Source organism: Nocardioides sp. YR527 (assembly GCF_900101045.1).
GTDB lineage: Bacteria > Actinomycetota > Actinomycetes > Propionibacteriales > Nocardioidaceae > Nocardioides.
The window spans coordinates 45,710-72,229 of sequence record NZ_FNFN01000012.1 but is presented as its reverse complement, the minus strand read 5'-3'; the positions used below and the strand labels follow the sequence as shown (position 1 = coordinate 72,229).

General features: G+C 68.9%; 25 protein-coding genes. 21 read left to right on the top strand and 4 right to left on the bottom strand.

From position 1 onward, the window contains the following. Window positions 1-61 precede the first annotated feature (61 nt). The 3 genes from BLT25_RS27440 to cofD are packed head-to-tail and all read right to left on the bottom strand — an operon-like array spanning window position 62 to window position 2,885. A complete protein-coding gene (locus tag BLT25_RS27440; protein WP_091052686.1) occupies window positions 62-844 on the bottom strand; it encodes a DUF3105 domain-containing protein in 783 nt (260 codons plus the stop codon). 41 nt (window positions 845-885) lie between these two features. Then, window positions 886-1,875, bottom strand: coding sequence for a coenzyme F420-0:L-glutamate ligase (locus tag BLT25_RS27435; protein WP_256328825.1), 990 nt, complete (start codon window positions 1,873-1,875; stop codon window positions 886-888). Next, window positions 1,872-2,885: a 2-phospho-L-lactate transferase gene (gene cofD, locus BLT25_RS27430; protein ID WP_091052683.1), complete on the bottom strand. Its 1,014-nt coding sequence runs from the start codon at window positions 2,883-2,885 to the stop codon at window positions 1,872-1,874. The genes BLT25_RS27435 and cofD overlap by 4 nt, the downstream gene beginning before the upstream one ends. 352 nt (window positions 2,886-3,237) lie before the next feature. Between cofD and BLT25_RS27425 the strand changes: the two genes are divergently transcribed. The 3 genes from BLT25_RS27425 to BLT25_RS27415 all read left to right on the top strand — a co-directional run bounded on the left by BLT25_RS27425 (window position 3,238) and on the right by BLT25_RS27415 (window position 8,384). Next, window positions 3,238-3,492 (top strand): WhiB family transcriptional regulator, encoded by a 255-nt coding sequence (locus BLT25_RS27425; protein WP_008361238.1) that lies wholly within the window; start codon window positions 3,238-3,240, stop codon window positions 3,490-3,492. A gap of 159 nt (window positions 3,493-3,651) precedes the next feature. Further along, on the top strand, window positions 3,652-6,558 hold the full coding sequence (locus tag BLT25_RS27420) for a glycosyltransferase family 2 protein (protein WP_176884340.1): 2,907 nt from the start codon (window positions 3,652-3,654) through the stop codon (window positions 6,556-6,558). After that, window positions 6,555-8,384: a DUF5719 family protein gene (locus BLT25_RS27415; protein ID WP_091052680.1), complete on the top strand. Its 1,830-nt coding sequence runs from the start codon at window positions 6,555-6,557 to the stop codon at window positions 8,382-8,384. The genes BLT25_RS27420 and BLT25_RS27415 overlap by 4 nt, the downstream gene beginning before the upstream one ends. A gap of 529 nt (window positions 8,385-8,913) precedes the next feature. Here BLT25_RS27415 and BLT25_RS27410 read toward each other — a convergent pair. Beyond that, window positions 8,914-9,330 (bottom strand): metallopeptidase family protein, encoded by a 417-nt coding sequence (locus tag BLT25_RS27410; protein WP_091052678.1) that lies wholly within the window; start codon window positions 9,328-9,330, stop codon window positions 8,914-8,916. 49 nt (window positions 9,331-9,379) lie between these two features. Between BLT25_RS27410 and BLT25_RS27405 the strand changes: the two genes are divergently transcribed. The 18 genes from BLT25_RS27405 (at window position 9,380) to BLT25_RS27325 (ending at window position 26,504) form a co-directional block, all read left to right on the top strand. After that, on the top strand, window positions 9,380-9,781 hold the full coding sequence (locus BLT25_RS27405) for a DUF3499 domain-containing protein (RefSeq protein WP_371113355.1): 402 nt from the start codon (window positions 9,380-9,382) through the stop codon (window positions 9,779-9,781). 19 nt (window positions 9,782-9,800) lie between these two features. Beyond that, window positions 9,801-11,189 carry a phosphomannomutase/phosphoglucomutase gene (locus BLT25_RS27400; protein WP_091052675.1) on the top strand — a complete coding sequence of 463 codons (1,389 nt, stop codon included), beginning with the start codon at window positions 9,801-9,803 and terminating at the stop codon, window positions 11,187-11,189. A gap of 17 nt (window positions 11,190-11,206) precedes the next feature. Next, the gene (locus BLT25_RS27395) at window positions 11,207-11,386 is read left to right on the top strand and encodes a Trm112 family protein (protein ID WP_371113356.1); all 180 of its coding nucleotides are present in this window, start codon (window positions 11,207-11,209) and stop codon (window positions 11,384-11,386) included. A 7-nt stretch (window positions 11,387-11,393) separates the two neighbouring features. Further along, window positions 11,394-12,425 carry an SIS domain-containing protein gene (locus BLT25_RS27390; RefSeq protein ID WP_091052671.1) on the top strand — a complete coding sequence of 344 codons (1,032 nt, stop codon included), beginning with the start codon at window positions 11,394-11,396 and terminating at the stop codon, window positions 12,423-12,425. Between the two features lie 220 nt (window positions 12,426-12,645). Beyond that, window positions 12,646-13,092 carry a substrate-binding periplasmic protein gene (locus tag BLT25_RS30550; protein WP_256328823.1) on the top strand — a complete coding sequence of 149 codons (447 nt, stop codon included), beginning with the start codon at window positions 12,646-12,648 and terminating at the stop codon, window positions 13,090-13,092. A gap of 44 nt (window positions 13,093-13,136) precedes the next feature. Beyond that, window positions 13,137-13,280 carry a hypothetical protein gene (locus BLT25_RS30545; protein WP_256328822.1) on the top strand — a complete coding sequence of 48 codons (144 nt, stop codon included), beginning with the start codon at window positions 13,137-13,139 and terminating at the stop codon, window positions 13,278-13,280. A 264-nt stretch (window positions 13,281-13,544) separates the two neighbouring features. Further along, window positions 13,545-14,357, top strand: coding sequence for a substrate-binding periplasmic protein (locus BLT25_RS27380; protein WP_091052669.1), 813 nt, complete (start codon window positions 13,545-13,547; stop codon window positions 14,355-14,357). Between the two features lie 122 nt (window positions 14,358-14,479). Then, complete coding sequence (locus BLT25_RS27375) at window positions 14,480-15,298, top strand: substrate-binding periplasmic protein (RefSeq protein ID WP_091052667.1); 819 nt, start codon at window positions 14,480-14,482, stop codon at window positions 15,296-15,298. 27 nt (window positions 15,299-15,325) lie between these two features. Further along, complete coding sequence (locus tag BLT25_RS27370) at window positions 15,326-16,285, top strand: DUF808 domain-containing protein (RefSeq protein ID WP_091052665.1); 960 nt, start codon at window positions 15,326-15,328, stop codon at window positions 16,283-16,285. Between the two features lie 80 nt (window positions 16,286-16,365). Beyond that, complete coding sequence (locus BLT25_RS27365) at window positions 16,366-17,628, top strand: MFS transporter (RefSeq protein ID WP_091052664.1); 1,263 nt, start codon at window positions 16,366-16,368, stop codon at window positions 17,626-17,628. Between the two features lie 18 nt (window positions 17,629-17,646). Beyond that, window positions 17,647-19,086 (top strand): adenosylhomocysteinase, encoded by a 1,440-nt coding sequence (gene ahcY, locus BLT25_RS27360; protein ID WP_091052662.1) that lies wholly within the window; start codon window positions 17,647-17,649, stop codon window positions 19,084-19,086. Window positions 19,087-19,256: 170 nt separating this feature from the next. Further along, on the top strand, window positions 19,257-19,964 hold the full coding sequence (gene mtrA, locus BLT25_RS27355) for an MtrAB system response regulator MtrA (protein WP_091052660.1): 708 nt from the start codon (window positions 19,257-19,259) through the stop codon (window positions 19,962-19,964). Then, on the top strand, window positions 19,961-21,589 hold the full coding sequence (gene mtrB, locus BLT25_RS27350) for an MtrAB system histidine kinase MtrB (protein ID WP_091052659.1): 1,629 nt from the start codon (window positions 19,961-19,963) through the stop codon (window positions 21,587-21,589). Before mtrA ends, mtrB begins: the two co-directional genes overlap by 4 nt. After that, entirely contained in the window at window positions 21,586-23,304 is a 1,719-nt protein-coding gene (locus tag BLT25_RS27345) for an LpqB family beta-propeller domain-containing protein (RefSeq protein ID WP_091052657.1), read from the top strand. Before mtrB ends, BLT25_RS27345 begins: the two co-directional genes overlap by 4 nt. 73 nt (window positions 23,305-23,377) lie before the next feature. Then, window positions 23,378-24,082, top strand: coding sequence for a ComF family protein (locus BLT25_RS27340; protein ID WP_091052655.1), 705 nt, complete (start codon window positions 23,378-23,380; stop codon window positions 24,080-24,082). Between the two features lie 406 nt (window positions 24,083-24,488). Beyond that, complete coding sequence (gene hpf, locus BLT25_RS27335; RefSeq protein ID WP_091052654.1) at window positions 24,489-25,130, top strand: ribosome hibernation-promoting factor, HPF/YfiA family; 642 nt, start codon at window positions 24,489-24,491, stop codon at window positions 25,128-25,130. Between the two features lie 114 nt (window positions 25,131-25,244). After that, window positions 25,245-25,925, top strand: coding sequence for a response regulator (locus BLT25_RS27330; protein WP_176884338.1), 681 nt, complete (start codon window positions 25,245-25,247; stop codon window positions 25,923-25,925). Window positions 25,926-26,033: 108 nt separating this feature from the next. Next, window positions 26,034-26,504, top strand: coding sequence for a hemerythrin domain-containing protein (locus BLT25_RS27325; protein ID WP_091052651.1), 471 nt, complete (start codon window positions 26,034-26,036; stop codon window positions 26,502-26,504). Window positions 26,505-26,520: the final 16 nt, after the last annotated feature.

Sequence of the window (26,520 nt, the reverse complement as noted above, 5' to 3'; positions counted from 1 at the left end):
CCCCCTCTCGCTCGCTTCGCTTCGCGAGGCACGGGGGCAGATGCGCCGACTCGGCAAGGTCTCACATGGCCTGGGCCTCGGGGCTGTCGGTGTAGGGGTACTTCTCCATGAAGTCCTTGATCGCCTCGCCGGAGACACCCTCGCAGTACTGGAAGACGCCCTTCTGGGTGGACGCCTCGGTCGGGTTGGCGGCGTCGGCGTACCAGTGGGTCATGGCGATGTGGGTGCCCGAGGGGAACTCGGTCTTCTTGTCGCCGGCGACCGCGGTCTCCTTGGCGTCGGCAGCGGTCCACGGGGCCGCGATGAACTTGTAGCGGAAGTTGGAGGTGCCGGAGAACTTCTGGCCGATGGCCCGGAGCTCGTCCAGCTCGTCCTCGGAGACGGTGTCGTCGTACCACACGATCGTGTAGCCGTGCTCGAGGTTGTGCACCAGCGCCTCGAGGTCGGGGCGGTCGTCGGCGGTGTAGAACTTGCGCGACATGTCGGCCGGCGCGACGTTGGCCTCGTTCCAGTGCGGACCGAAGGCCGGGGGAGCAGTGGTGTAGGTCTGCTCGGTGCCGGTGGCGATGTGGTTCTGGTTGCCGTCGGCGGCCATCTCGGTCACCTTCTGGCAGCCGGCGGCCTTCGCGCTCTGGCCGATGTCCTGCAGCGCGACTTCGTCGAACTCCCTGTCCTTGAAGAAGCCCGTGACCGGGCCCCACGCTGCGGCACCCACGATCACGAGGGCGATGACGACGCAGACACCGACGATCGCCGCACCACGGACGCGCTCTGCGCGACCCTGCTTCTTGCGGATGTCGTTGATGACCGCCTTGCGGTCTTTGTTGAGCGACTTGTTGGCCACTGTTCGGCGTACCTCGGGTCTTTTGTCGGGACGCGCAGATTCTAGGTGGTCAGTGGTAGCAGAAGGGAAGTTGCCCCGTGATTCTTCTCCTCGCGCTCGCACCGCCAGCCGTGGGCGAAGGCCAGCGCGGCCATCACCGCGGGGTCGGCTCCGGCCACCCGAAGCCCGTCCTGGTGCGGGACGGGGGCGGTCCCGGTCACCTCCGTGACGGCCGCGGAGAGCTCCTCGACGCTCGCCGGCGCACCGAACGGAGCTTGGTCCGCGGCGGCACCCTTCAGAGCGCGTACGACGGCCTCCCGGGCCCCGAAGCCGAAGAAGTCCGAACCCTCGGGGCGGATGAGCGCGCTCGCTCCCGGTCCGTCGTCGCCGGGCTCGCGGACGAGGTCCGCCCGGCCGCGCAGGACCGCGAACGGCCGCGCGCCCAGCTTGCCCTGGGAGATCTCGGCCGCCGATGCGATCTCGTCGACGACGGCGGGGGCGGTGACGACGAGATCGTTGCCGTAGGCGTCGACCTGGCCGGCGAAGCTTTCCAGCACCTCGAGACCGGCGGCGCCGATGGCGATGTCGGTCTGCCCGTCGCGCCAAGCGCGTCCGGCGGTGTCGGTGATGATCACCCCGACGTTCGCGCCGGTTCGGTCGCGGAGCGTGGCGCGCAGGGCCCGCGCTGAGGCATCGGGGTCCAGGGGGAGCAGCACGATGTGGCCGGCCTCGACGTTGGAGGCGTCGATGCCGGCGGCGGCCATGGTCAGCCCCAGCCGGCTGCGCACGATCTGCGTCGGCCCGCGTCGGGCCACCACCCGCGTCGTCTCGCCGGGGAGCGCGTCGTCCCGGTTGCCCTCCCGCACCTGACCTTCGGCCTTGGAGACGACCTTCGAGGTGACCACGACGATGTCCCCGTCGGCCAGCGGGGACTCCAGGGCGTCGAGGAGCAGGGCGGCGAGGTCGTCGCCCTTACGCACCTCGGGTACGCCGTCGGGCGCGGTGACGGTGATGCCCAGTCCGCTCATCGGCCCGTTCGTGGGCCGCGTCATCGGTTGACCAGCTCGACCGCGGCGGCGGCGATGTCGGCGGTCGCGCCCTCGGAGGACATCCACAGCGGGACGGCCGCCGCCTTCAGTCCCGACTCGGTGAGCGCGGGGACCGCGGCGGCGTCCGCGGTGTCGACGAGCCAGCCGTCGAGGACCCCGCCCGCGCCCCGCGTCCCGTAATGCAGACCGACTCCAGCAGCGGTCGCGTCGACGCCGATGGCGGCGAGCATCTGCTCCGCCATGCCGCGTACGTGATGACCGCTGATGATCGGCGAGATCCCCACCACGGGGGCCGAGGTGGCGACCAGGCCCTCCCGGATCCCGGGTACGCCGAGGATGGTCCCGATCGAGACCACCGGGTTGGACGGGGGCACGATCACGAGGTCGGAATTCAGCAACGCGTCCATCACCCCGGGTCCGGGTTTCGACTCGTCCTGCCCCACGAAGATCAGTTTCTCGACCGGTTCGCCGGCCCGGAGACGTACCCAGTATTCCTGGAAGTGAACGACTGAGAGTCCACTGGGTGAATTCTCGTCTTTGATCGCCACATGGGTCTCGACACGGTCGTCGGTCATCGGCAGCAATTGCACGCGGTCGCCCCATACAGGCTTCAGCCAGCGTTCGCACAACGCGGCGGTGACCTGCGACAACGAGAACCCGGCCTCGATCATCTGGGTGCGTACGAGATGGGTGGCGATGTCTCGGTCGCCGAGCCCGAACCAGGTCCCGGGCACCCCGTAGGCCTCGAGCTCGTCCTTGATCGACCAGGTCTCGGCCTTGCGGCCCCAGCCGCGCTCGTGGTCGAATCCGTTGCCAAGGGTGTACATCACCGTGTCGAGGTCGGGACAGACCTTGACGCCGTGCATCCACAGGTCGTCGGCGGTATTGGCGATCACGGTGACCCGGGCATCTTCCCTAATGCCTGGAACACGGCCGGCAGAGATGCCGTGGAGGAGCCCGGAGATGAACTTCGAGCCGCCATGGCCGCCGGAGAGAACGGTGATGTCACGCATGGCCCTAGCCTCTCAGACGGGGCCAGCAACCCTGCTCCAGCCGGTGCTTAAAGCCGGTGCTAATGCCGCCCTAGCAGATTTGAGGGTTGACTTGTGGCACCGACAGGCATGTAATTTCATCAGTGTGATTCGAAATTGAACCGGGGACCGACAACTGTGGAGACAGTGCTTGGATATCTCGGGAAAATTTCGTCAGGGAACTGCATCAAAGTGACGGCCCAGGTCGTAACTAGAGGCAGTTCCCGCAAAAAACGGGGGGATCGGTTACCTGCCGATGGCGTGAGGTGACTGGCCCGAGACGGGGTCACGGTCCCAAAAACAAGCTGAATAGGGTCGAAAGGTCGGAAAGACGATGAGAGAGCTGTTTCTCCTCGAGCCGGACACCGACGAAGGGGGCTGGCAGGAGCGCGCCCTGTGCGCGCAGACGGATCCGGAGGCGTTCTTCCCTGAGAAGGGTGGATCGACTCGGGAGGCCAAGAAGGTCTGCCAGACCTGCGAGGTGCGCCAGGACTGCCTTGAGTCTGCTCTGGGCAACGACGAGCGCTTCGGAATCTGGGGTGGACTCTCCGAGCGGGAGCGCCGCAAGCTGAAGAAGCGCGCTGTCTGAGATTCACTGACAGTCGCAACCAAGCACGAGCCAGCAAGGCCCGGACCGTCACGGTCCGGGCCTGCTGATCATTTCGGGGCAAATACCTGAGGGGGCGTGTCCCGATCGCCCGACAGGTCCATTCGGACTATCACCGGTTGGGCACTAGGGTTGCCGATCGTGCACGCGTCGGTCGCCCTCGTCCTCGTCTCTCATAACGGCGCCGGCTGGCTTCCAACCGTCATCGACGGGATCCGGAACCAGCAGGCTCCGGTGAGCTTTGCCGTCACGATCGACACCGGCTCGACCGACAGGTCGGTCGAGATCCTGGAGGAGACCTTCGCCCAGGTGGTCAAGCTCCCGGCGTCGACGACGTTCGCGGACGCGGCCAACGAGGCGCTCGCCATCCTCCACCAGGCGGCCCAGCCGCCGGAGTGGATCTGGTTCCTCCACGACGACTCCACCCCCGACCCGCACGCGCTGTCGACCCTGCTCAACGCCGCCGAGGAATACCCGGAGGCCGACATCCTAGGCCCCAAGATCCGGGAGTGGCCCTCGCTGCGCCGGATGCTCGAGCTCGGTGTCTCGATCTCGGTCACCGGCAACCGGGAGACCGGCCTGGAGCGCGGCGAGTACGACCAGGGTCAGCACGACGAGGTACGCCGCGTCCTGGCCGTCAACACCGCCGGCATGCTGATCCGCCGCGAGGTCCTCGAGTACCTCGGCGGCTTCGACAAGCACCTCCCGGTCCTCGGCACCGACATGGACCTCGGCTGGCGGGCCGCCAACGCCGGCTTCACGACCATCGCCGTCCCGGACGCGGTCGTCTTCCACGTGGAGGCGGCCCACCGTGGCGTACGCAAGACGCAGCTGACCGGACGCCGAATCCACTACCAGGAGCGACGGGCCGCGCTCTACACCCTGCTGGTCAACGGCCGGCCGGGGATGCTCCCGTTCACGATGGTCCGGTTCTTCTTCCAGACCCTGTGGCGGATGCTCGGCTTCATCCTGGTGCGCGATCCCGGGACTGCGCTCGACGACCTGGGCGCGCTGGGCTGGATCTACGGCCACACCGGCCAGATCATGCTGGCCAAGCGGCGGCGCCGGAAGCAGGCGCACGCCGACAAGGACGTGGTCAAGGCGCTGCTGCCGCCACCATGGCTGCCCTACCGGCACGGGCTCGACTTCGTCTCCGACGTCGCCAACGCGATCACCCAGCAGGCCTCCGACATCGCCGAGCGGCGCCAGATGGCCCAGGCCGAGGCCGATCCGGCCTCCTTCGCCGCCAAGCGCCAGGCCGAGCGGGCTCAGCTGGAGGAGGACGAGATCCCCGCCGAGACCGGTTGGCTGGTGCGTCTGTTCACCAACCCGGTCGCGGTGCTCCTGGTCGTCATCGGCATCCTCGGCGTCATCGGCGCCCGTGCGGCGCTCGGTGGTGTGGCCGGCAGCGGCCTCGGGCCGACGCCGCAGAACGTGGGCGACTGGTGGCAGCTGCAGTTCGAGTCGTGGCACGCGATCTCGCAGGGCACCGGGGTGCCCGCGCCGCCGCACGTCTTCCCGCTGGCAGTGCTCGCCACATTCCTCGGCGGCAACCCGAGCCTGGCGGTCGCCGGCGTCATGCTGCTCAGCTTCCCGGTCGCGCTCGGTGGCGCGTGGCGGCTGCTGCGGGTCGCGGGCCGGCTGATCAGCCACCTGGGTGCCCCTCGCTGGCTGCTGCTGTGGGGCGCGACGGCGTACGCCCTGGTTCCCTACGTCAGCGGTGCCTTCGGTGACGGCCGGATCGGTGCGGTCGTCGTCGGCGCGCTGCTGCCCTGGCTCGCCCACGCCGCGCTCGGGTTCAGCGATCCCGTCGCCGACCGCCGTTGGCGCGCCGGGTGGCGCACCGGCCTGCTGCTCACCGTCATCACCGCCTTCGCTCCGATGGCCTTCCTGGTCGCGGCCGTCTTCGCGGCGGTCATCTTCATCGTCGCCCGCCGGCTGATGCCCGCCGTGCTCAGTGACCGCGACCAGTGGGGTCCGCCCGCCGCGGCCATCGCGACACCGGTCGGGCTGCTGCTCCCGTGGTGGCTGCCGGCGATCTTCTCCGGCGGCTGGGCCGGCCTGCTGCTCGACCCGGGCAGGCTGCCGGCCCCGGCCGCGGGCGGGTTCGACCTGCTCGTGGGCCGTCTGACCGGGCTCGACGGTGCCGATCTCGGCGCCCCGTGGTGGCTGGGCCTGGCGCTGCCGCTGCTGGCCGTGCTCGCACTGATCCCGAGCCGCACCCGGATCCCGGTCATGGTCTGCTGGATCGGCGCGGTCGCAACCGCGGTCGTCACGATGCTGCTGTCCTGGATCCCGATCCCGCTCGACGCCGGCATCGCCCGGGTCGGCTGGGGCTTCCCGCTGGTCGCCATCCAGGGCTTCGCGGTGGTCGCGGCGGTGCTGGGTGCCCAGGGCGCCATCCTCGACGGCCTCAGCGGGCTGCGGAAGGTGATGGTCGGCGCGGCGGCTGCGGTCGCGGCGGTCGGTGTCGTCGGCAGCCTCGGCTGGTTCGTCTACGCCGGCACCGGCAACCTCACCGACAACACCCGGGCCCTCGGCCACATCGGGGTGCCCTCCTACATGCTCGACCCGACCTCGACCACCCTCGGGCCGGAGGACGGTGTCCTCGTGCTGCGCGGCTCGGTCGACGAGGGCATCCGCTACGCCGTCCTCCGCAACGACGGGATCACCCTCGGTGAGGACGAGATCGCGCAGGTCGCCGGTGGCTCCGAGGAGCTCACCGGGGTCGTACGCCGCCTCGCCGCCGATCCCGACGACGCGGTGATCGGTGATCTGGCCGCCCAGGGCGTGGCCTACATCGTGATGCCCGGTCCGGCCGACTCCTCGGTCGCCGAGGGGATCGACGCCTCCGGGTCGGTGACCCAGGCGAGCACCGTCGAGCGCTCGACGCGTGCGTGGCTGCTCGACTCCGAGCCGAGCGACCCGGGCGTGACCGAGTCGCAGTCCATCATCCGTACGATCCTGTTGGTCCTGTCCGGGATCGGGCTGTTCGTGGTCCTGGTCCTGTGCCTGCCGACGCTGATCCAGAGGAGGGAGTCGGCATGAGCCATTCACGTGATCCCTACGACCGCTCGCACGAGCCGCAGGCCGACGACGTCTACGGCCAGGAGCCGTGGATGCTGGACCCGTATGCCGATCCCTACACGGGTCAGACGGCCCAGACGCCGCCGGAGGGCTACACCCCGGAGCAGCTCTACGCCCAGGAGCCCTACGTGCCCGGTCCGGAGACCGGACAGATGCTCGCGCAGACGGGCTACCCGCCGCCCTACGAAGGTGACTACCGGACCGGGGAGTTCCAGCCCGCCTACGAGCCGGAGTTCGAGGCCTGGCCGACCGCTGACGAGATGCGGGCGGGGGAACCGGAGCTCGAGCAGGAGTCAGAGCCGGATCGTGGCAAGGGCGGACGGATGGCGGCTGCCGCAGCGGCAGCGGCCGCGGCGCGACCCCGGCTGCGCCGCGTACGCAGGCAGCGCGGCCGTCGTCTCGACAACACCGTGCTGGTGGCGCTGGGTCTGGTCGGTGCGATGGCAGTGGCGCTGCTGCTCAACCGACCCCACCAGTGGGAGCAGCCGAAGCTGGCCGCCGACAGCAGCGCGCCTACGGCAGCCACCGTGGTGTGCCCCGGCAAGCCGAAGTCCGGTGCCGACCAGGTCGCCGTCACCAACGCCGCCGACGGGTCCGGCAAGGTCACGCTGAGCGGCCCGGGCGCCGGCAACGGCGCGGAGACCACGGTGGGGTCCGGCAAGGTCACCAGTGCGTCGGTCAAGCCCGGCTCGGTCGTGGTCAAGGCGGGCAAGGAGGTCGCCCCCGGGCTGGTCGCCGGACGTTCGACGACCAAGCCGCTCGCGGCGACGGGGTGCATTCCCCCGCAGGCTGAGGCGTGGTTCCCCGGCGTCGGTGCGGGTGCCACCCACAACTCGATCCTCGAGCTCACCAACCCCAACAGCGGCGCGGCCACGGTCGACATCTCGCTCTACGACGAGAAGGGCGTGGTGGCGGTCCCCGAGGAGCTCCGCGGCGTCGCGATCCCCGGCAACACCACCCGCACCTTCGACCTGCTGCACGTGATCCCGCGCAAGGGCGAGCTCTCCCTGAAGACCACGGTCGTACGCGGCCAGGCCGGGGCGATGGTCCGTGACCGTGCCATCGCGCTGGAGTCGCAGAAGGCCACCGAGGACTACTTCCCAGGCCAGTCGGCGCCGGCCGAGACCAACCTGCTGGTCGGCTACCCGAACAGCTCCGCGAGCCGCACGCTCACCGTCACCAACCCGGGCGATGCCCAGGTGAGCGCCGAGCTGCGCCTGCTCACTCCCAAGAACGTGCTCACCCCGGAGGGCGCCCCGGAGATCAGGGTGCCGCCCAACGGGCAGACGCAGGTCGACCTGACCAAGCTGCTCGGCAAGGACAGCGCCAGCGACGCGTACGGCGTCGAGATCGTCGCCACCGGCCCGGTCGCCACCGCGATGCGCTCGGTCGACGGCGGTGACGTCGCGATCACGACGGCCACCGAGACCATCTCGGAGCCGACCGCGGCCGTCGTCCCGGCCGGCGCCGGAGTCGGCAAGAAGCGGGTCGTGATCTCCGGCCCGGTCGCCAAGACCGGGGCCAGCGGCACCGTCAAGGTGATCCCGATGAACGCGAAGGGCAAGGCGCTCAAGGCCAAGTCCGTCAAGGTCGGTCCCGGACTCGGTGCCGAGGTCGAGGTGCCCGCGGAAGCAGCCCTGATCCAGCTGGTGCCCGAGGGTGTCTCGATCAACGCTGCGGTGGTGATGAGCGGGGATGGGGATGCAGTGGTTCCGTTCCGGCCGTTGCGGACCGAGGTGCGTACCGCTGGGGTTGCTCCGGGGTTGCCGTTGCCGTTGGAGCCCTGAGTTTCTTTCGGGCGCTTCTTGGTCGGGGTGTTTTGTGGTTGGGGTTTGCCGCCGACCCTTTCGGGGAGGGTGTTCTCGGCGGCGTCCGGAGTAAAGGACGGCCTGCGGCCGCCGGCTGACGCCGGTCGCCTTCGGCGATCCTTGACACCGGCCGTCGCCGAGAAAAGATTTGGCTGGCTATCGGGTCGGCGGCAGGGGTTTGGTGCGGAGGTTCGGGTCGGGTAGGGGTCTGGGAGTCGGCTGATCGCTTCGCTGGGGTGGGCGAGCGGGGCAGCTGGTGGAAGGAAAATTCCTTTCGCCGTGTGAGTCGTCTCCGCCGGGATGGGGTCGGTTGGTGGAAGGAATTTTCTTTCCGCTGGAGGAGTCTCTGCTCGGTGGGGCGAACGAATTTTCGTTCGCCCGGAGAAGCCTTCCCCTTGCCCGCAGCGGTTTCCCGCGACCACACCCGGGCCGCCGCCCCGATAGCCAGCAGAAGATCCTCAGAGAACGGGTCGGCGGCCCACCCCAACCACGAGACCGCTCGCGATGATCAGGGCTGATACCGAGGATCGACATCCTCAGCCGCGATCCCGAGCAGGTCGGCGATCTGCTCGACCACGACCATGAGCACCATCGCCTCGACCTCGGAACGGGTGTGGCAGCGGTGCTCGATCGGCCGCCGGTAGATCACCAACCGGGCCGGGTTCGCGCCGGAGCCACGCTCGAGCGACCCGAGCGGGATGTGATCCTCGACGGTCCACTCCTTCGGGATGTCGGGCGACTCCTCGACGGCGTACTCGATCAGGCCCAGCCGGGACTGCCAGCGACCGTCGATCTCGGTCACGATGGCGAGCGCGATGTCGTCGAACCGCTCCCGGCGGGTGCGCAGGACCGGCACCTTCGGGTCGGTGGGAACGGCGATCGGGCCACGTGTCCCACGGCCGTGCCGATCCCTGTGCCTGGTCATGTACGCGAGCCTAACTGCGCGGCTGGCCTCAGGGGAGTACGGTTCACCCGTGACTGCTCGTCGTTGTTCGCGTACCGCCTGCCAGCGTCAAGCCGTCTGCACGCTCACCTATGTGTACGCCGACCAGACGGCCGTTCTCGGCCCGCTGGCGACCTATGCCGAGCCACATGCCTACGACCTGTGCGAGGAGCATGCCGAGCGGTTGTCCGCGCCCCGTGGCTGGGAGGTGGTCCGGCTGGCTCGTGAGCCGGTCGACCCGCAGCCCAAGGGCGACGACCTGCTCGCGCTGGCCGATGCCGTCCGTGAGGCCGCGAGGCCGCCGGCTCCGTCCCCGCGAGGGCCCGTCGGGGCCCCTGGGCAGGACGACGCCGACGAGCCGGGCGCGAACGACGGCCAGCCCCGTCCGGGCGGCACCCGCCGCGGACACCTCCGCGTGCTGACCTCGGAGTAGGACGACTAGAGTTCCGGACATGCCGGAGAGAGTTGACCCCGACATCGCCAACGCCGTCTTCAAGGCGTACGACGTCCGTGGCACCGTCCCTGATCAGATCGACGAGAACCTCGCCCGACGCGCCGGGCGGGCCTTCGTGCACGTCACCGGCGCCCGTAGTGGCGAGATCGTCGTCGGCCACGACATGCGCCCCAGCTCCCCGGCGCTCGCGGGAGCCTTCGCCGAGGGGGCGACCGAGGCCGGCGCCGACGTGACGATGATCGGGCTGGCCTCGACCGACGAGCTCTACTTCGCCTCCGGTCACCTCGGGCTGCCGGGCGCGATGTTCACCGCCAGCCACAACCCGGCGCAGTACAACGGCATCAAGCTGTGCCGCGCCAACGCGGTCCCGGTCGGCGCCGAGACCGGGCTCGACGAGATCCGCGACCTGGTCATCTCCGGTGAGGTCCCGATCGCCGACGTCGCGGGCAGCATCAGCGAGACCGATGTGCTGGAGGCGTACGCCGCGCACCTGCTCGGGCTGGCCCCGGTCAAGGGTCGCCGGCTCACCGTCGTCGCAGACGCGGGCAACGGCATGGCCGGCCACACCGCGCCGGCGGTCTTCGGGCGCCTGGGCACCGAGGCCGTCGAGCTGATCCCGATGTACTTCGAGCTCGACGGCACCTTCCCCAACCACGAGGCCAACCCGCTCGACTCGACCACGTTGGTCGATCTGCAGGCGAAGGTGCGCGAGACCGGCGCCGACGCCGGCCTGGCCTTCGACGGCGACGCCGACCGCTGCTTCCTGGTGGACGAGAAGGGTGAGGTGGTCAGCCCGAGCGCGATCACTGCCCTGATCGCCGAGCGGGCCCTGGCACAGGAGCCAGGCGCCACGATCATCCACAACCTGATCACCTCCCGCGCGGTCCCGGAGATCGTCACCGAGCTCGGCGGCACCCCGGTACGTACCCGCGTCGGCCACTCCTACATCAAGGCCGTGATGGCCGAGTCCGAGGCGGCCTTCGGCGGCGAGCACAGCGGCCACTTCTACTTCCGTGACTTCTGGCGTGCCGACTCCGGCATGCTCGCCGCGCTGCACGTCCTCGGCGCCCTCGCCGAGACAGACCAGCCGCTGAGCGAGCTGCTGGCCGCCTATGCTCGCTATCCGATGAGCGGCGAGATCAATTCCACCGTCCCCGACCAGGCCGCCACCGTGGCCGAGATCGAGAAGGCGTACGCCGGGCGCGACGGTGTCACCGTCGACAAGCTCGACGGCCTGACCCTCTCCCACGCCGACTGGTCGTTCAACGTACGCGCCTCCAACACCGAGCCGCTGCTGCGGCTCAACGCGGAGGGCAAGGACACACTCACCATGGAGCGCGTGCGCGACGAGGCGCTCGCGATCATCCGAAAGGACAACGCATCATGACTGGCGCAACGACCCCCCTGGGCCTGAGCGAGAAGCTGCTCGAGATCATCGTCTGCCCGCAGTGCCACGGCGACCTGCTGCCGGTGGAGCCCGACAGCGAGCTGGTCTGTCAGGGGGAGTGCGGCCTGGCCTACCCGGTCCGCGACGGCATCCCCGTCCTGCTCATCGACGAGGCCCGTCCGACCAAGAGCGAGTGAGGCAGCGATGACCTGGTTCGACGAGTCGAGGCTGGACGACGAGCGGGCGCTGGCCGGGATCGACCTGCTGCTGCGCTCCCTGGCCGAGTCCGGAGCCCGGGTCCGCCGGGAGGCTGCGGGTGCCGCAGAACCCCTGCAGGAGGCCGTACGCCGCGCCGCGGAGACCGGCCGACCCCGGGCCGTCGTCGCTGCAGGTCCCGACTCGCGCCTGCTGCGCGCCGTCCTCGAGCCGTTCTGCCCGGTGCCGTTCGTCGCCTGGCCCGCTCCGGGTCTGCCGGGCTGGGCCGGAAGCCTCGACCTCGTGGTCGTGCTGGCCCCGACCGGCTCCGACCCGGGTGAGGCCTCGGCCGCCGCCGAGGCCGTCCGCCGCGGCGCCCAGCTGGTCGTGGCCGCACCGGAGAAGTCGCTGGTCGCCCAGCACGCCGAGGGTCGCGACAGCACCCTGCTCCCGGTCGAGGGCGGCGACACGCTCGCGATGGCGATCCTGATGCTCACCTACCTCAACTCGGTCGGTCTCGGTCCGGAGGCCGACGCGGACAAGGTGGCCGACGCGCTCGACGACGTCGCCACCGCCTGCTCACCGCATCGCGACATCTCGGTCAACCCGGGCAAGATCCTGGCGATCTCGCTGGCCGACTCGCTCCCGGTCGTGTGGGGTGGCTCCGTCCTGGCCGCCCGCGCCGCCCGCCGCGTCGCCGAGAACCTGCGCCGGGCCAGCGGCCGAGGCGCCATCGCCGGTGACGCCGACGACCTGCTTCCGGTCCTCGAGGCAGCCCGGCCGCGCAACGTCTTCGACGACCCCTTCGCCGAGGAGCAGGCCTCCGCACGTCCCGTTCTGGTCATCCTCGACGACGGTGCGACCGATCCGATCATGGTCGAGCAACGGCGGTCCCTCACCGAGGCCGCGGACACCCGCGGCGTACGGGTGGAGGTGGTCGAGGCGAACACGACCACGGAGGTCGCCCGCTACGCGTCTCTGCTGCTCCAGGGGACATACTCCGCGGAGTATTTGCGTTTGGGTCTGGTTAACGAAGGTTAATTCCGGATGACGGACAGATCCATGTGATCTGCCTCATGCCTCACGCTCAGGGGCATCGGCGACGCGTCGCGATGGTGGGCGACCCCTGGACGCGATCGTCTTCAGCGGCCGGATCTCCGCCCCTGCGCCGCCGGCGACCGACGAGGCGAGCGCCGCGGCCGGCGGCACCCTCCGGATCGGTGTCGACAGCGCCGAGCCGTCGTACTACAAGGTCGACGGCGTGACCAAGGGCTTCGACTACCAGATGGCGCGCAGCGTCGCCGAAGGCATGGGCGCGGAGCCGGAGTTCGTGGAGATGGAGTTCAACGAGCTCTTCCAGGCCCTGGAGGCGGGCAAGATCGACATGATCGGTGCCCAGGTCACCAAGACCGAGGAGGCGGAGCGGAATTACGACTTCAGTGTTCCGTACTTCGTGACGTACGTGTCCTTCCTCGCCCCGAAGAACTCGGCGATCAAGAGCCGCGACGACATCGACGGCAAGAACATCGCCGTCGTCGAGGGCACCGTCCAGGAGCGCTACCTCGAGGAGCAGTACGAGGACGTCACCGTCATCAAGGCCAAGAACGCGGACGCCGCGGTCAGGTCGATGGGGCGCGGTGAGGCCGACGCGTTCTTCTACGGCGCTCCCTACTCCGAGTCGATCATCAAGGGCGCGCCGATCCCCTGACGGAGCCGATCGTCTACCAGGCCGAGGACGCCCCGATCGGGTTCGTGGTTCGCGAGGGTGATGAGCGCAAGGAACAGATCGACGGGGTCATCGAGGACATGGTCCTCGACGGTGAGTGGGTGAAGATCAAGTCGGACTACTTCGAGGCGGTCCCGCTCTCCGAGATCTTCAGGGAAAAGGGCGCCTGATGTGCGGGTGTCTGCGTTTGGGTCCGTTCGCCGAGGAAGCCTTCCCGAAGGTGAACGATGCGCGTGATCTGTGTCACGCGCGGCGGTGAAGGTTCGGTCACGGATCGTCACAGATCGTGACGACGATCCTCGAAAACCTGGACGCGGGGGAGCAGACGGGTGTTTGATGCAACATCGTCCGGCCACTCCTGGCCAGCACGTCTCGGATTCTCGGCGCCGACGTGACGGGCATGCCCCACCATCCCGAAAACACAGGACTTCCGCATGAATCACATCAAGTTCGTCGTCGCCGGCGCCCTGGCCCTCCTAGGGGTCCTGGTCATCGGCGGCTACTTCGCCGACCCCGCCCCCAAGGCGACCGACCAGGAGAGTGCCGCCGCCGGCGGCACGCTCCGGATCGGCGTCGACGGCACCGAGCCCGCCTTCTACAAGGTCGACGGCGTGACCAAAGGCTTCGACTACGAGATGGCGCTCGGCGTCGCCGAGGGTCTGGGAGCCAAGCCGGAGTTCGTGGTGATGGACTTCAGCGACCTCTTCACCGCGCTCGAGGCCGGCGAGATCGACATGATCGGCGCCCAGGTCACCGAGACCGCCGAGCGGAAGCAGGACTTCGACTTCACCGCGCCCTACTTCGTCACCTACCTGTCCTTCCTCACCCCGGAGGACTCGCCCATCAAGAACCGCGACGACATCGACGGCAAGAACATCGCGGTCGTCGAGGGCACCATCCACGAGCGCTACCTCGCCGAGCAGTACAAGGACGTCAACATCATCAAGGCCAAGGACGAGGACTCCGCGGTCAAGGCGATCCAGAGCGGCGAGGCAGACGCGTTCTTCTACGACGCGCCCTACACCGCGCCGATCATCAACCGGGCGCCGATCGCCTTGAAGGAGGCGATCGTCTACCCGGCCGACGACGCTCCGATCGGTTTCGTCATGCAGAAGGGTGACGAGCGCAAGAAGCTGATCGACGAGGCTCTCGAGCAGATGATCCTCGACGGGGACTGGTTGAAGATCAAGAAGGAGTACTTCAAGGAGTACCCGCTCTCTGACGTCTTCAAGGACAAGGGCGTCTGAGCTTGACGCCGCTCGCCCCGCCTCGGGGCGCCTGAAGTCCAGTAGCCTACGATGCCCGCTGGCCCGACTCCGGTCGGGTCGGCAGTGTCTCGGCGCACCCCTCCCCCCAACCAGGACGTCGTATGAAATCCCTGAAGTTCATCCTTGCGGGCGCGGTCACCCTTCTGGTGATCCTGATCGTGGTCTCCAACACGGTTGAGACGACCGGCCCCTCCTCTGCCAGGCGCAGCAGCGCGGCCGATGACGGCCAGCTCAAGATCGGAGTGCTGGACAGCGCCCCGGTGTACTACACCGAAGGATCCGCCGCCAAGGGCTTCGACTACGAGGTGGCCCTCGGCGTCACCGAGTCTCTCGGAATCAAGCCGTCGTTCGTTCCGATGGACTTCGCCGACCTGTTCACGGCGCTCGACGAAGGAAAGATCGACATGATCGCCTCCCAGGTGAGCGTGACCGAGGAGCGCGAGGAGGCGTACGACTTCTCGCACCCCTACTTCGTCACCTACCTGTCCTTCACGACCCCGAAGAACTCCCCGATCAAGAAGCTCAAGGACGTCAACGGCACCCGGGTCGCCATCGTGGACGGCACCGCGCAGGAGAGCATTCTCAAGGCGCGCTTCCCCAAGGCCGAGATCGTGAAGCGGAAGAACGAAGCTGCCGCGCTGGAGGCGGTCGCCGCGGGCAAGGCGGACTCGTTCTTCTACGACGCGCCCTTCACCGACGGGCTGATCAAGAGCGCCCCGATCCCGATGGAGGAGCGGATCGTCTTCCCGTCCGACAAAGCCCCCATCGCCTTCGTCTTCCGCAAGGGCGACGGGCTCAGGGACCAGGCCGACGACGCGATCGACGAGATGATCGTCAACGGTGACTGGTTGCGGATCAAGACCGACTACTTCAAGGAGTACCCGCTCTCGGAGCGCTTCCGGGAGCAGGGCGTGGAGTAGCCCGACCCACCCGCTAAGGTTCCGGTCATGAGCGCCGGACTCTTCGCACTCCTCGACGACGTAGCCGCCATCGCCAAGCTGGCGGCTGCGTCCGTCGACGACGTCGGCGCTGCCGCCGGCAAGGCCTCGGCCAAGGCCGCCGGTGTCGTCATCGACGACACCGCGGTGACGCCGCAGTACGTCCACGGCATCGCCGCCGAGCGCGAGGTGCCGATCATCAAGAAGATCGCCCTCGGATCGCTGCGCAACAAGCTGCTGATCATCTTGCCGGTGGCGCTGATCCTGGCGCAGTGGGCGCCCTGGGCGATCACCCCGATCCTGATGCTCGGCGGCGCCTTCCTCGCCTTCGAGGGTGTCGAGAAGGTCCTGGAATGGGTCCGGCCGCACGAGGAGGCCCACGAGACGCCGGTCGCCCTGGAAGGGCCCGAGGCCGAGAAGACGATGATCGCCGGTGCCGTACGCACCGACCTGATCCTCTCCACCGAGATCATGGTGATCGCGCTCAACGAGGTCATCGACCAGGGCTTCTGGATGCGCCTCGGCGCCCTGGTGGCGGTCGCCTTCCTGATCACGGTCGTGGTCTACGGCGTGGTCGCCCTGATCGTGAAGATGGACGACGCCGGGCTCTCGCTCTCCCAGCGCCCCAGCGCGTTCGCCCAGCGGCTCGGCCTGGGCATGGTCGCGGCCATGCCGAAGGTGCTCGCCGTGATCTCGGTGGTCGGCACCATCGCGATGCTCTGGGTCGGTGGCCACCTGATCCTGGTCGGTGTCCACGACGTCAACGGTCTCGCCGCCGGTCACCCCGGTTGGGCGTGGCCCTACGACACCGTCCACCACCTCGAGGAGGAGGTCCACCACGCCCTCGGTGCCGTCGGTGCGGCCGCGGCCTGGCTGGTCAACACCTTCTTCTCCGCGGTCGTCGGACTCATCGTCGGAGCGATCGTGGTCGGCGTACTCCACCTGCTGCCGTTCAAGAAAAAGCACTGACCCCATCGGGGGTCCGGGGTTAGCCTCGGAGCATGCACCCGATCTAAGGCCCCTCCACCGATCGCGGCCGTACGCTGCGTGTGCTCGCGTATCACGCCTCGCGTGACGCGGTCCCGCTCTATGCGGTCTATGCCCTGCTCTTCGCCGATCACGGGCTCTCCGCGGGGCAGATCTCGTCGCTGTTCGTGATCTGGTCGGTGACGGCCTTCGTTGCCGAGGTGCCCTCCGGTGCCTGGGCCGACACGGTCGACCGACGTCACCTGCTGGTGGTCTCGGCGCTGCTCCATGCCGCTGCCTTCGCGGCCTGGACCTGGTGGCCGGACTACGCGGGCTTCGCGCTGGGGTTCGTGCTGTGGGGCGTGTCCGGTGCGTTGATGTCGGGGACGTTCGAGGCGCTGCTCTACGACGATCTGGCGGTACGCGGCGAGAGCGCGCGCTACCCGAGGCTGATCGGCTACGCGCGGTCCTCGGCACTGGTGTGCACTCTGCTCGCGGAGCTGGCGGCCGTCCCGTTGCTGTTCGCCGGCGGCTATCAGCTGGTCGGTGTGGCGTCGGTCGGGATGGCGCTGGTCCAGGGGCTGCTGGCGGCCACGCTGCCGGTGACCCGGTCTGCGCGTCACGGCCGCCGTGATCCGGACGACGACTCCGCCGGCTACGTGGCGATGCTCCGCGCCGGGCTGTCCGAGGCGTCCCGGACGCCGTCGGTGCGCCGGGCGCTGCTGGTGGCGTCGGTGCTGGTCGGGACGACGGCGTACGACGAGTTCTTCCCGGTCGTCGCCGATGCGCACGGGGTCGCGGCGACGACCGTCCCGGTCCTGGTCTCGCTCGCCACGCTCGCCCAGGCGGTCGGGACGGCACTCGCCGGCCGGACGGCGAGGATGGGCCCGCGTACGCTCGCGGCCGTCGTCGCGGGCGGGGCGGCGCTGATCTCGCTCGGTGTGCTCGTCCACCCCTATGCGGGCTTCGTCGCCATCGCGCTCGGCTACGGCCTGCTCAACAACGCCATGATCGTGGCCGAGACCCGTCTCCAGGACAGCATCCAGGGTCCGGCGCGAGCGACCGTCACCAGCGTGCTCGGGGTGGGGGAGGAGACGGTCGCCCTGATGACGTACGCCTTCGTCGGTCTCGGCTCCGGGCTCATCGGGGTGCCGGTGGCCGTCGCGCTGGTCGGGCTGCCCCTGGTCGCCGGGGCGGTGACGGGTCACCTGATGCTGGTCCATAGATGTTGGCCTGGCGTTTGCCGTCCAGGATTACCGCAGACGCCGAGGGCCGCTTGTACTCTGAGAAGACCCTGCGTGGGAGATCCCGCTGGTGCGCAGATGCGCGACGCAGGCCCGCATTAACTTCGGTAAGGAATAACCATGGACTACAAGGTTGCCGACCTGAGCCTGGCCGAGTTCGGCCGCAAGGAGCTCTCCCTCGCCGAGCACGAGATGCCGGGCCTGATGGCCATGCGCGAGCGCTACGGCAAGGACCAGCCGCTCAAGGGCGCCCGCATCGCCGGCTCGCTGCACATGACGATCCAGACCGGCGTCCTGATCGAGACGCTGACCGCGCTCGGCGCCGACGTGCGCTGGGCCACCTGCAACATCTTCTCCACCCAGGACCACGCTGCCGCGGCCGTCGTCGTGGGCAACGGCACCGCCGAGGACCCGCAGGGCACCCCGGTCTTCGCCTGGAAGGGCGAGACCCTGGCGGAGTACTGGGACGAGGCCGAGAAGGTTTTCGACTTCACCGACGAGGCCGGCAACAAGGTCGGCCCGAACATGCTCCTCGACGACGGCGGTGACATCACCCTGCTCGTCCACAAGGGTGTCGAGTTCGAGAAGGCCGGCGCGGTGCCGGGCCAGGACTCCACCGACAACGAGGAGTTCAAGGAGGTCCTCCGGGTCCTCGACCGCTCGCTGACGAACGACCCGCAGCGCTGGACCAACATCGCCAACGGCATCAAGGGCGTCACCGAGGAGACCACCACCGGTGTCCTGCGCCTCTACGACCGGTTCAAGGAGGGCTCGCTCCTCTTCCCGGCGATCAACGTCAACGACTCGGTCACCAAGTCCAAGTTCGACAACAAGTACGGCTGCCGCCACTCGCTCATCGACGGCATCAACCGTGCCACCGACGTGATGATCGGCGGCAAGGTCGCGGTCGTGTGCGGCTACGGCGACGTCGGCAAGGGCTCGGCGGAGTCGCTGCGCGGCCAGGGCGCTCGCGTCATCGTCACCGAGATCGACCCGATCTGCGCGCTGCAGGCGGCGATGGACGGCTACGAGGTCCGCCGCCTGGAGTCGGTCATCGAGACCGCCGACATCTTCATCACCACGACCGGAAACTTCGACATCATCCGGGTCGAGCACTTCGAGAAGATGAAGAACCAGGCCATCGTCGGCAACATCGGCCACTTCGACAACGAGATCGACATGGCCGGCCTGGCCAAGATCCCGGGCATCGTCAAGGACGAGATCAAGCCCCAGGTCCACCAGTGGATCTTTGAGGACGGGAAGAAGATCATCGTGCTCTCCGAGGGCCGCCTGCTCAACCTGGGCAACGCCACCGGTCACCCGAGCTTCGTGATGTCGAACTCGTTCACCAACCAGACGCTGGCCCAGATCGAGCTCTTCACCAAGACGGACGAGTACCCGATCGGCGTCTACGTGCTGCCCAAGGCGCTCGACGAGGAGGTCGCCCGCCTCCACCTCGGCGCCCTCGGCGTCGAGCTCACCGAGCTCAAGCAGGAGCAGGCCGACTACCTCGGTGTCCCGGTCGAGGGTCCCTACAAGTCGGACCACTACCGCTACTGATCAACGTCTGAACCCCCGCCGAGTCGGCTTGTTCTGACCGAAAACCCCGCCGAGTCGGCTCGTCATGACGAGCCGACTCGGCAGGGAATCGGGTCAGGATGAGCCGACTCGCGCGTTGTGGGGGTGGCTCCTGTGACGCGTCGCACGCACTGGGTGACAGAATCGGACACATGGCCGATCGCAGCGCTCCCGACCAGCCCGCCAAGGGAAAGGTCCTCGTCGTCGATGATGATGCCTCGCTGAGCGAGATGCTTGCGATCGTGCTCAGACAAGAGGGGTTCGACTCACAGCTCGTCGCCCGTGGTGACATGGCGCTGCCGGCGTTCCACGACTACAAGCCAGACGTGGTGCTGCTCGACCTGATGCTTCCCGGGATGGACGGCATCGAGGTGTGCAAGCAGATCCGCAAGGAGTCGGGTGTGCCGATCGTCATGCTGACCGCGAAGGGCGACACGGTGGACGTGGTGGTCGGGCTCGAGTCCGGAGCCGACGACTACGTGGTCAAGCCGTTCAAGCCCAAGGAGCTGATCGCGAGGATCCGGGCGCGGGTCCGCAGGCACGGCGACGCCGTGCCCGAGGTGCTGGAGATCGGCGACCTCACCATCGACGTGGCCGGCCACCAGGTCACCCGTGGCGATGAGCAGATCCAGCTCACACCGCTCGAGTTCGACCTGCTGGAGTGCCTGGCCCGCAAGCCCCACCAGGTCTTCTCGCGCGAGGTGCTGCTGGAGCAGGTGTGGGGCTATCGTCACGCCGCCGACACGCGCCTGGTCAACGTGCACGTCCAGCGACTGCGTTCCAAGGTCGAGCACGACCCGGAGAACCCCGAGATCGTCGTCACCGTCCGTGGTGTCGGATACAAGGCAGGGCCCGTGTGACACTCCAGCAGGTCGTCCGTACGGCAGCCCGCACGACAGCCCGGACGCCCAAGAAGCTCCTGACCACCTGGCGCCGGTCGATCCAGACCCGCGTCGTGGTCTACACCGTGCTCCTCACCGCGGCCGCCGTCAGCCTGGTCGGGCTGATCCTGCTCGAGCAGATCGGCGACGAACTGGTCCAGGACCGGGTCGCCGCGGCGAAGGCGGAGGCCTCCGAGGAGCTCTCCGCGGCCCGCTCGAGCATCGCGGAGACCTCGGGCGCCAACGGCGGCACTCCGCTGCAGCGCAACGACCTGGGCGACCCGATCATCCAGCGCAGCGTCTCGCGCGGCTACGGCGTCGTCATGGCCGGCCCGGTGACCTCGACCTCCGGCCGGATCAGCGACGACGGTGTCGAGTGGACACCCGGTGTGGACGTACGCAGCGTCCCGCGCGCCCTCGAGGACCGCTTCCAGACGATCCGTGCCGAGCCGGCCTGGACCTACACCCGGATCGCCTACGACGACGAGGAGCGCTCCTCGACCCCCGGCATCGTGATCGGGTCGCAGCTGGAGCTGCACGACGACACGTACAACGTCTACTTCCTCTTCCCGATGGACCAGGAGCAGGAGACGCTCGGCGTCATCACCCGCGGGCTGCTGGCTGCCGGTGCGATTCTGATCCTGCTGATCGGCGTCGGCAGCTGGATCGTGACCCGCCATGTCGTCACGCCGATCCGGATCGCCCGCAGGACCGCCGAGCGGCTCGCCGCCGGCCGCCTCGAGGAGCGGATGGTCGTCCACGGCGAGGACGACCTCACCGGCCTGGCGCTCTCGTTCAACCAGATGGCCAGCGGGCTGCAGAACCAGATCCGGCAGCTCGAGCACCTCTCCCGGGTTCAGCGACGGTTCAGCTCCGACGTCTCCCACGAGCTGCGTACGCCGCTCACCACCGTCCGCATGGCCAGCGACGTCCTCTACGAGGCCAGGGACACCTTCGACGCCTCGACGGCCCGGGCGGCCGAGCTGCTGCAGACCGAGCTGGACCGGTTCGAGACGCTCCTGAGCGACCTGCTCGAGATCAGCCGCTTCGACGCCGGTGCGGCCGTGCTCGACCTCTACGACACCGATCTGACCGCGCTGGCCCACGCCGTCGTCGAGGCCTACACGCCGCTCGCCGACAAGCGCGACATCGAGCTGAAGGTCGTGGCCCCGGACCATCCGTGCATGGCCCAGGTCGACCATCGCCGGGTCGAGCGGATCGTACGCAACCTGGTGGCGAACGCCACCGACCATGCTCTGGTGGGGCAGACGGTCACCATCCGGATCGACAGCGACGAGCACGCGGCCGCGCTGACCGTGCGCGACCACGGAGTCGGGCTGGCCCCGGGGGAGACCGCCCTGGTCTTCAACCGGTTCTGGCGCGCCGACCCCGCCCGGGACCGTTCCAGCGGTGGCACCGGTCTGGGCCTGTCGATCTCGCTCGAGGACGCCCATCTCCACGGGGGCTGGCTGCAGGCCTGGGGCCGCCCGGACCAGGGCGCGCAGTTCCGGCTCACGCTCCCGCGCTATGCCGGCGCGGTGCTCAGGCACAGCCCGCTCCCGCTCGTCCCGGCCGACGCGCGCGACACCCTGGAGGCATCGTGAGACCCGTCTTCGCCGTCTTCCTCGCCGCGCTCGCCCTCCTCGTCTCGGCGTGCTCGGGCGTGCCTGACTCCGGCCCCGTCCAGAGCGTCGACCTGGCCGCGCCGGACGCGCAGGAGGAGGTCATCCCCTACAACCCCGGAGCCCCGCGCGCGGGGGCGTCCCCGGGCGAGATCGTCGACGGTTTCCTCGACGCGATGAAGGCCACCCCGATGAGCACGGCCTACGCCCGTCGCTACCTCACCAAGGACGCGGCGATGAACTGGGCGCCGGCCGGCCGCACCCTGGTCTACGGCGAGCTCGGCAGCCACGTCAGCTCCTCACCGCGGGTGTCGGTGGAGCTCGAGGACGCCGGCTGGCTCGACGATCGGGGCGTGTGGCGTGGCAAGCTGGCCGCCTCGCAGGCGATCCTCGACTTCGAGCTGACCCGCGCCGAGGGTGAGTGGCGGATCAGCTCGGCTCCCAACGCCCTGGTGGTCGAGGAGGACTGGTTCCTGACCCACTTCGCCCGCAGCAACCTCTACTACGTCGAACCGACCGGGCACACCCTGGTGCCGGAGCCGATCTTCGCCCCCAAGGGCGCCTCCTACGCCACCACCCTCGTCTCCAGCCTGCTGAGCGGGCCGGGGGAGGAGGCGCAGGGCGTGGTCCGCAGCGCGCTCCCGTCCGAGGCGTCCGAGCCTCGCTCGGTGGACGTACGCGACGGGGTGGCCGAGGTCGACCTCGCCGGTGACCTGGACGACCACAGCTCCGAGGACCGCCAGCTCATGGGCGCCCAGCTCGCCTGGACCCTGCGGCAGGACGCCAGCGTGGAACGCATCCGGCTCACGATCGACGGCGAGCCGGTGGTGCTGCCGGGCTACGGAGAGACGTTCAACGTCGACAGCGGCGGCGGCTACGACCCCAACGGCACCTCCGCGCGGGTCGACCTCTACGCGCTGCGTGGCGGCGCGCTGGTGACCAGCACCGGCGACAACGGTGACCCATGGGTGCCGGTGCTCGGCGCCTGGGCCAAGTCGCACGGCGTGACCGACGTCGCCGTCGACGCCGACGGCTCGACCGCAGCCGCGATCACCGCCGACCGCACAGGCGTCGTCGTCGGCGAGCTGACCAGCGACGGCGAGCTCAGCAGGGCTCCGGTGAAGGGCACCCGCCTGCTGAGGCCCTCCTGGGACCTCGCCGGCCGGCTCTGGCTGGTCGACAAGGACTCGACCGGCGCCCGGGTCATGTACGTCGACGGCGACCGCCGCGTCCGCGTCGCCGTGCCCGGGGTGACCGGAGAGAACGTGACCCGGTTCCTGGTCTCCCGCGACGGCACCCGGTTCGTGGCGGTGATCGACGGGGTGTCCTCGGACCGGATCGTGGTCAGCCGACTGCGGGCGACCTCGAAGGGCGAGATCACGACCGCGACGTCGGCCGTCCTGCTGCCGCACCCGGACTCCGCGACGATGCGGGTCACCGACATCGGCTGGACCTCGCCCACCACGATCGTCGCGGTCCAGCAGATCAGCTCGACCGCGCTCTTCCAGTCGGTCTCGCTCGACGGTGCCCCCAGCGGCGAGCGCTACACCCTCAGCGACCGGGTCACCGGCGTGGTCGGCTCCCCGGTCGCCTCGGCCCGCCTCTATGCGGTCTCCAGCTGGACCCTCCTGGACCCCCTCGACCGGTTCGACCTCGAGCTGCCCTCCGACCTCTCCGACATCACCTACCAGGGCTGACTCTCCACAGCTTTATCCACAGGTACACGGCCCCTGGTTGTCCCGTCGAGCGCATCCTGGTCGACTCGACCCCATGGAACTTGCCGACGCGTGGCACGACCTCGTGGTCGGCGGCCGCTGCGTCGGCTGCCGACGACCAGGCAGGCTGCTCTGCCGCGACTGCCGCGCCGCCCTCCCCGACACGGCCCGGCCGAGCCCGCCGAGCCCGGCGCCTTCGGGCATCGCCCCGGTCTTCGCGGCAGGGCCCTACGACGACACCCTCAAGCAGCTCGTCATCGGCCTGAAGGAGCACCAGCTCCTCGGCCTCCGCAGGCCTCTGGCCGGCCTGCTCGCACTCTCCGTCCTCGAGGCGATGGCGGCGACCGGCACCGGCCCGACGGTCCTCGTCCCGGTCCCGTCGCGCCCGGCCTCCGTGCGCGAGCGCGGCCTCGACAGCACCACGGCGATCACACGCAGGGCAGCCGCGATGCTGAGGCGGCACGGGCTGGACGTACGTCATCACCAGCTGCTCCGCACCAGACCGGGCGTCGCGGACCAGGCCGGTCTCGACTCCCGGCAACGACAGGCCAACCTGGACGGCTCGATCACCTGTCCCGCGTCCGGCATCCGGACACTTGCCAGGAAGATCCCGCGGGCGACGCTGATCGTCTGCGACGACGTGATCACCACCGGCGCGACCGCCCGGGAGGCCCAACGAGCGCTGGAATCGGTCGGTCTCGGCGTGAAAGCGATCGCAACCGTTGCGGCCACCCGGCGTCGGTCTCGCGTTCAAATGTAGGAAACCGTCATGTAATTCTGTTGAAGGGCTTTCGTGGGGCAGATCGGCGAACTACCGTCACTACATGGAGTCCGCCTGGGTCCGTGGTTGCGTCGCAGAGAGGTCCGCGTTGCGGACATCCGAGCGGCAAGCCGATGCCAGTCGCAGGCGAAACGGTCCACGTAACCCTTCGTTGCCAGATTCTGGTGCAAGGGGATCACGGTGCGGCTTAGAGATAAGTCCTGCCTTTGCCCTCCCGTCAGATACGGGAACCAGCAAGGAGAAGGTGGAGTGGCACCAAGCTGCTAAGCCTCAGCAGGCGATTGTGGGGTCGAAGACCAGGTCGGCCGGGCGGACTCCGTACCCCGGAGGTCACATGCGCTGACCGTCCGGGATCCCGCCAACCCCGAAACACCGGGAGGTACCGATGGAAGTTGTCGTCACGGCCCGCAACGCAGAGGTCTCAGACCGCTATCGCGCTCACGTAGCCGAGAAGCTCGCGAAGCTCGAGAAGCACGACCACCGCATCATCAGGATCAACGTGGAGGTCGACAACGAGCCCAACCCGCGTCAGCACAAGGGCGCCGTACACGTCGAGCTCACCGCATACTCGAAGGGTCCGGTCATCCGGGCCGAGGCGTGTGCCGAGGACAAGATGGGGGCACTGGACCTGGCAGTCGACAAGATGGCTTCCCAGATGCGCCGCGCCGCCGACCGCCGCAGAGTCCACCGCGGCCGTCGTACGCCGGTATCCGTCGGGCAGGCACTGGCGGGCATCGACCCCGACGGCCTGGCCTCGACGACCGAGTCCGAGCAGCTCGAGGAGGAGACCGTCCGGGAGCACCAGGTCGGTCCGATCACGGTGACGGGGGAGGGGCCCTTGGTGGTCCGCGAGAAGACGCACACTGCGGAACCGATGACGCTCGACCAGGCGCTCTACGAGATGGAGCTGGTCGGACACGACTTCTACCTCTACATCGACAAGGACTCGATGAGGCCGGCGGTCGTCTACCGCCGGAGGGGGTACGACTACGGCGTGATCGCGCTCAACCGGACAGACCTCGTCTGACCGCCGTGACGAGCAACCGCTCGTAAGCACGTCGGCCGGGACTTATCCATCCCTCAGATGGATGAGTCCCGGCCATTTACTTTGTCATCATCAGTTACGTGCCATGATGCATTCGTGTCATCTACATCTGGTGCCGATCGTGAGCCGGTCCGCGTCTTGGTTGTCGACGACCAAGAGCTCTTCCGAAGGGGCCTGGTCGCGCTGCTGGCGAGCGAGCCCGGGATCGAGGTCATCGGTGAGGCGACCAACGGCATCGAGGGCACCGAGCGCGCCGCGGCTTCCGCTCCGGACGTGGTGCTGCTCGACGTACGCATGCCCAAGCAGACCGGTCTGGAGGCCTGCGTCGCCATCAAGGAGGCCGTCCCCTCGGCCAACATCATCATGCTGACCGTCTCCGACGAGGAGGCCGACCTCTACGACGCGGTCAAGGCCGGCGCGATGGGCTACCTCCTCAAGGACTCCTCGATCGACCAGGTCGCCCAGGCGATCCGGGTGGTCGCCGACGGCCAGTCCCTGATCAGCCCCTCCATGGCGGTCAAGCTGATGGAGGAGTTCAAGCAGATGTCCCGGCCGGACCGCTCCTCGGTCCCCGGCCCCAAGCTCACCGACCGTGAGCTCGAGGTCCTCGGCCTGGTCGCCAAGGGCCTCAACAACCGCGAGATCGCCAAACGGCTGTTCATCTCGGAGAACACGGTCAAGAACCACGTACGAAACATCCTGGAGAAGCTCCAGGCCCACTCGCGCATGGAGGCGGTCATGTACGCCGTGCGCCAGAAGCTCCTCAACGTCGACTGACCCGCTAAGGTGAGGCCAGCGTCGCGTGCCGGTGACAGACCGTGTCAGGCATGGAGGCGCCGGACACGAAGGAGATCGACATGATGTTGTCGTCCCCTTCGCCCTCACGTGACTGAGGGCGAGAAGACCAGGTTCATCGCCTGGGCAGATGAGATGCGGCGGGTCCACGACCGGCTGCGCAAGGCACTGCGAGTGACGCAGGAGGCCATCGCCGCGGGAGATCCCGCCGAACCGGCGGCTCGTGACCTGCTGCTGTTCTGTCACGGGTTCTGTGCGGCCCTGACCGGCCACCACGAGGGCGAGGACCGCTCGCTGTTCCCGGCGATCGCCCGAGCCCACCCCGAGCTGCGCGAGACCATCCGCTATCTCGAGCAGGACCACTCCATGATCGGCCATCTCCTCGGTGGTCTCCAGGTAGCTGTCGATCAGGCCGCCACCCCCGAGGACCTCGGGAAGCACCTCGAAGGCATCGCCGCGATCATGGAGTCCCACTTCCGTTACGAGGAGCGCAAGCTGCTCGGCGTGCTCGAGTCGCTCGCGCTGGATGCAGACGTCGGGACGGTGTTCGGCCCGCTGTAGCTCGGACCCTGGGAGC